We start from the raw sequence: 4170 nt of genomic DNA, 5'->3' as shown, positions 1-4170 counted from the left end.
AGCACACGATCGCGCAAATCCTGCGAGTAGCTCTGACCCGATCGCCAACCCATCGCTGCCTCCTTCGTGAGGCTGCCTATGAATCACACGATCGGATCAATGGGAATCCCCCTCCGATTCCGCCCATCATGAAAATGCTCTAGAGCGATATTGTGCAGTGCGGAAGGTTGTCGTACATCAGCCGCGAGTGGAGGCGCATGGCAAAGCTGAATATCTGGAACTGGATAAGCGCACTGGGGCGTTGGCTGGAGGGCGGTCGCGCTCCGCGGCGACTGGATGCGACGTTGCTCCTTGACCACACCAGCCTCTTTGAGGAGGCGCCTACTTCACCTATTGAGTTAAGCCAAAAAAACCAGATCCGTGAATCCAGTGAGCGCGATAGCCGCCGAGATCAAGTTAAGGTAGCCCGGATTTTTGATTCCGCGCATCCTGTACGCACTCGAGGTGAACTGTTTGGCCGAGCCGACGAACTCGACACGTTATTGTCAGCGACGCTCGATTTGGGCCAGCACGTGATCATTCACGGGGCACGAGGCTCTGGCAAGACATCGCTGGTACGCGTTTACGGTGATCATGCTGATGGGCATGGCGCGGTAGTTATCTACATGGCTTGTGAACCGGGGGCGAGCTTTGCCGAATTAGTCCGCCCTTATTTGAGCGCGTTGCCGGCCGCAGCCTTAGCCCCTGAGGAGCGAGTACGCTTCCGCAATGCTCTCAACGCGCTGCCGGAAGCATTTGGGCCACGAGCGTTTGTAGATTTGGTTGCCGAGCGCGTCGCGAGCACGGTAGTGTTTATCTTTGACGAGTTCGACCGCATCACTGACCCTAATGTCAAAGCTGAGATGGCGGCTGCCATGAAGCTTCTGGCAGATTCTCTAGCAAGCGTGCTGTTCATGCTAGTCGGTATCGCACATAACGTGGCAGATGTGATCGAATGCCATCCATCGCTGCGCCGTCACATGCGCGCGGTGTCGTTGGGCCGGATTGAGCCTAGCAGCGTAAAGGCGCTGATTGACGCAGGTGAGGGCGCTACTGGACTCAAGTTCAATGACGATGCTCGTGCCATCATCGCAAGGGCCTCGTGCGGCTCCCCTTTTCACGTCCGGATGTTCTGTCATCATGCGGCTATCGCAGCCTTGGCACGGGGGTCATCGAGCGTGTCGCGCAGCGACGCACACAAAGGCTTGCACTCTGCAATTCTGCAGTGGGCGGCAATGAATAGCGAAGATGCCCAACACTTCGTCTCGCTGGTCGAGGACGAGACGCTCCTACCTGAAATTGAGCGTATCGCTCGGACAGCAGCGCTCGGTGATCGCCTGCCTTCCCACATCGGGGACGCTCGCGCCTTATTAGGCAGTGCGTTAGTTCCTGAGTCGAACAGTAATGCCGCGTTCGTTTTCCGCGACAGCGTCGCACCGCAATTCCTAATTGCCTATGCTATTCTGGCGGAGGTCGCTATTGCATCCGATGCGGCCAATCGCCTTGGAGGGCCAATTGATGCTGCCACTCTCTGATCTGATTGCCGCACTGAAAAGGCGCTGGCGACTCGAGCTTTTCGTCCTGATGACAGTGCTGGCGCTGGTCGCAATTTGGACTGCTTCATCTCCGAAAACCTATGTGGCGACCTCGTCTCTCTTGTTCGACGAACCAAGCGTTGATCCAGTGCAGGGAACTCAAACCGCCGCACAGGACGGGGTCAGTGCGTTGCTGAGCACACAATCTGATGTGATCCACAGCATCGCAGTCGGCAGCGAAGTAGTTCGCAGCCTTCAGCTCGCGACGCCCGATGTGCTAGCGCGGTGGCAAGCCGTGACCGGCGGCAACGGCGATGTAAACGCTTGGTATGGTGGCCAGCTTCTAAGCAACCTTGTAGTTGCCCCCGGCAAGTCGTCGCGTGTGCTCGCGCTGTACTACTCGTCGACAGACGCGCAATTTGCAGCGCTCATGGCTAACGCCTTTGCCGCGGCGTATCTAAATACACGACTGAAGCTGCGTACTGATCCTGCCAGAACTTACTCACGTTGGTTCCAAGAGCGGACTCGCGAAGTCCGCGAGAACTTGCAACAAGCGCAGGCACGCCTTACCGCGTTCAAGCGCAAGACCGGTATTGTTGGCACGGGCACTACAGATGCGGAGGTCGCGCGGTTGGGTGGATTGTCAAGCCAGCTTACCTCGGCTGAGGCCTCGGCGGCGGCGCTTAATGCGCGAGCGAGCGGCAATGCGGCCGCATCTCCTGATGTTCAATCGTCAACGGTAGTGCAGGGACTGCGCGCTCAAATCGCTAGCAAGGCTGCCCAAGTAAGTCAGATGAGCACCAATTTAGGACCTAACCACCCCGACCTGATCGCGGTTAAGGCCGAGTTAGGGGAGCTTCGCTCCAAGCTGGCTAGCGAAATTGGTAATAGTACGCAATCAGTCCGTGTTGCCAGCAGTGCAGCCACTAGCACCGAGGCAGAGATGCGCGAGAAGCTCAATGCGCAACGCCGGCGGATGCTGAGCCTCTCGACGGACAATGCGCAACTAGACGTCCTACAGCGCGACGTCGACACCGCACAGGCGGCTTACGACGCGGTAGCGGCGCGGTTACAAACAATGCGGCTGCAGAGCGTTGCACCTGATACGAACGTGCGCCAACTCGATTCGGCGACTCCACCGCTGCTACCTTCCAGCCCAAACGTGCCTCTTCGGCTTCTGTTAGGAGCAATGCTCGGTGCGCTGCTGGCGGTCGGTGTAGGGCTCGGCCTTGAGCTTTGGCGACCGCGTGTGCGCACCGCCGATGGCATCGCCGGCATCACCGGCTTGCCGGTTCTGGCGGCCGTTGACCTCTCCGGCTCGCGAGCGAGCGCGTTCTTAGCGGAGACCGCGTGATGAGACTTAGATCTAGTTTAGCGCCTCAAGGTGACATCAGCGGACTATCCAGGGTTGGGCAAATGCGTGAGCGGCGCAGCCTGGGCGAGACGCTGAACCTCAATCCTAAACAACAGGAAGCTGTGGTCCAACGACAAGCTGAGACCGGGCATCTGTTTGGGGAGGCGGTCGTGGAACTAGGCTTTGCGAGCCCTGACCAGGTGCGCAAAGCTATCGATCAGCAGCAGGGTTTTTCAGTGCTCAGCGATGGTGATGATCGAGTTGACCGTCTGGTAGTCACAGCCTTCGACCCAGAAGACAGGCTTGCCCGGACTGCACGCAATCTGCGTAGCACTGTGACCGCGGCGGTGCGTCACGACGGACAGCCGATCCGTAGCTTGGCACTAGTGGGCTGTGACACTGCTGCTGAACTGCCAATCATGGCGGCTAACCTGGCCGTCGCATGTGCACAGACCGGCCTGTCAACACTGCTCATCGACGGAGCGCTGGACGATCCGCACCAGCATGCATTATTTCGTGTGCGCAACCGCGTCGGTTTGGCGACGTTGCTAGCAGGCAACCAGCACGGAGAGTTAGTCCAGCCGACCGCAATCTACGGCCTCTCTTTGCTTACCGCTGGGGCAGCAGTTCCCAACGCATCCGAGTTGTTTGACCGGCAGCGGCTTGCCAATGCGGTTGAACTTTTCGTGGAGGAGTTCGGGATAGTGCTGGTTGATGCGGGCTCTGACAGGACGGCTATAGCCGCAGCGAAAGGGCTCGACGCTGCAATCATCGTAGTGCGCTGTAATGTCACCTACACGCGAGAGCTACGACTGCTGGCAGACCAGATCAAAGCGACCGGGCAGACATTGCTTGGCACTGTGCTTATTGATTAGCGCAAAGCAATCATGATGAAAAACATGGTGGCTCTTAGAGTGATCCAATTCCGTAGATAATTTGGTAATCTCTTCACTTTGGCGACAGTGGGTCTCCTAGCGCAAGGATATCACGCATATCAGGCGAAAACCAACGCCGGTTTTGGGCGCTTACGATTAGGATCGGCTGCAAAAGTTGAAGTAGCTCGTGCGTACGTCGCGAAATGAAGCTTTTAACGTTCCATTAGCCGGACTGGCGCGCCACAGGAGCATGGCCGGCCGGCGACGCAGCTTGCTCCCCATCCAGAGTGCCCACCCCTCGCATGGTGAGCGATGAGCTGAAGCACTTCCATGGTAAGCGTCCGGTGAGCGGTTCTGCTCAGGCGGCGCGGTAGTTCCAAGGCAAGAGATCGTCGATTTGACGGTTGGGGTGGTCGGCGATGCGGTT

The 4170-nt window shown here is 58.1% G+C and carries 3 protein-coding genes; all 3 read left to right on the top strand.

Going from position 1 to position 4170, the window contains the following annotated elements; translation table 11 throughout:
• The first annotated feature begins 197 nt into the window (after nt 1-197).
• On the top strand, nt 198-1514 hold the full coding sequence (locus HNO88_RS21605; RefSeq protein ID WP_184250843.1) for an ATP-binding protein: 1317 nt from the start codon (nt 198-200) through the stop codon (nt 1512-1514).
• Nucleotides 1498-2868 (top strand): GNVR domain-containing protein, encoded by a 1371-nt coding sequence (locus HNO88_RS21600; RefSeq protein WP_246382295.1) that lies wholly within the window; start codon nt 1498-1500, stop codon nt 2866-2868. Before HNO88_RS21605 ends, HNO88_RS21600 begins: the two co-directional genes overlap by 17 nt.
• Nucleotides 2869-2930: 62 nt before the next feature.
• Complete coding sequence (locus tag HNO88_RS21595) at nt 2931-3743, top strand: CpsD/CapB family tyrosine-protein kinase (RefSeq protein ID WP_184250837.1); 813 nt, start codon at nt 2931-2933, stop codon at nt 3741-3743.
• Nucleotides 3744-4170 lie beyond the last annotated feature (427 nt).

Origin of the sequence: Novosphingobium chloroacetimidivorans (genome assembly GCF_014204535.1) — a bacterium.
Lineage (GTDB): Bacteria > Pseudomonadota > Alphaproteobacteria > Sphingomonadales > Sphingomonadaceae > Novosphingobium > Novosphingobium chloroacetimidivorans.
Note: the sequence above shows the minus strand (reverse complement) of the source record. Positions and strands in the feature narration are given on the sequence as shown.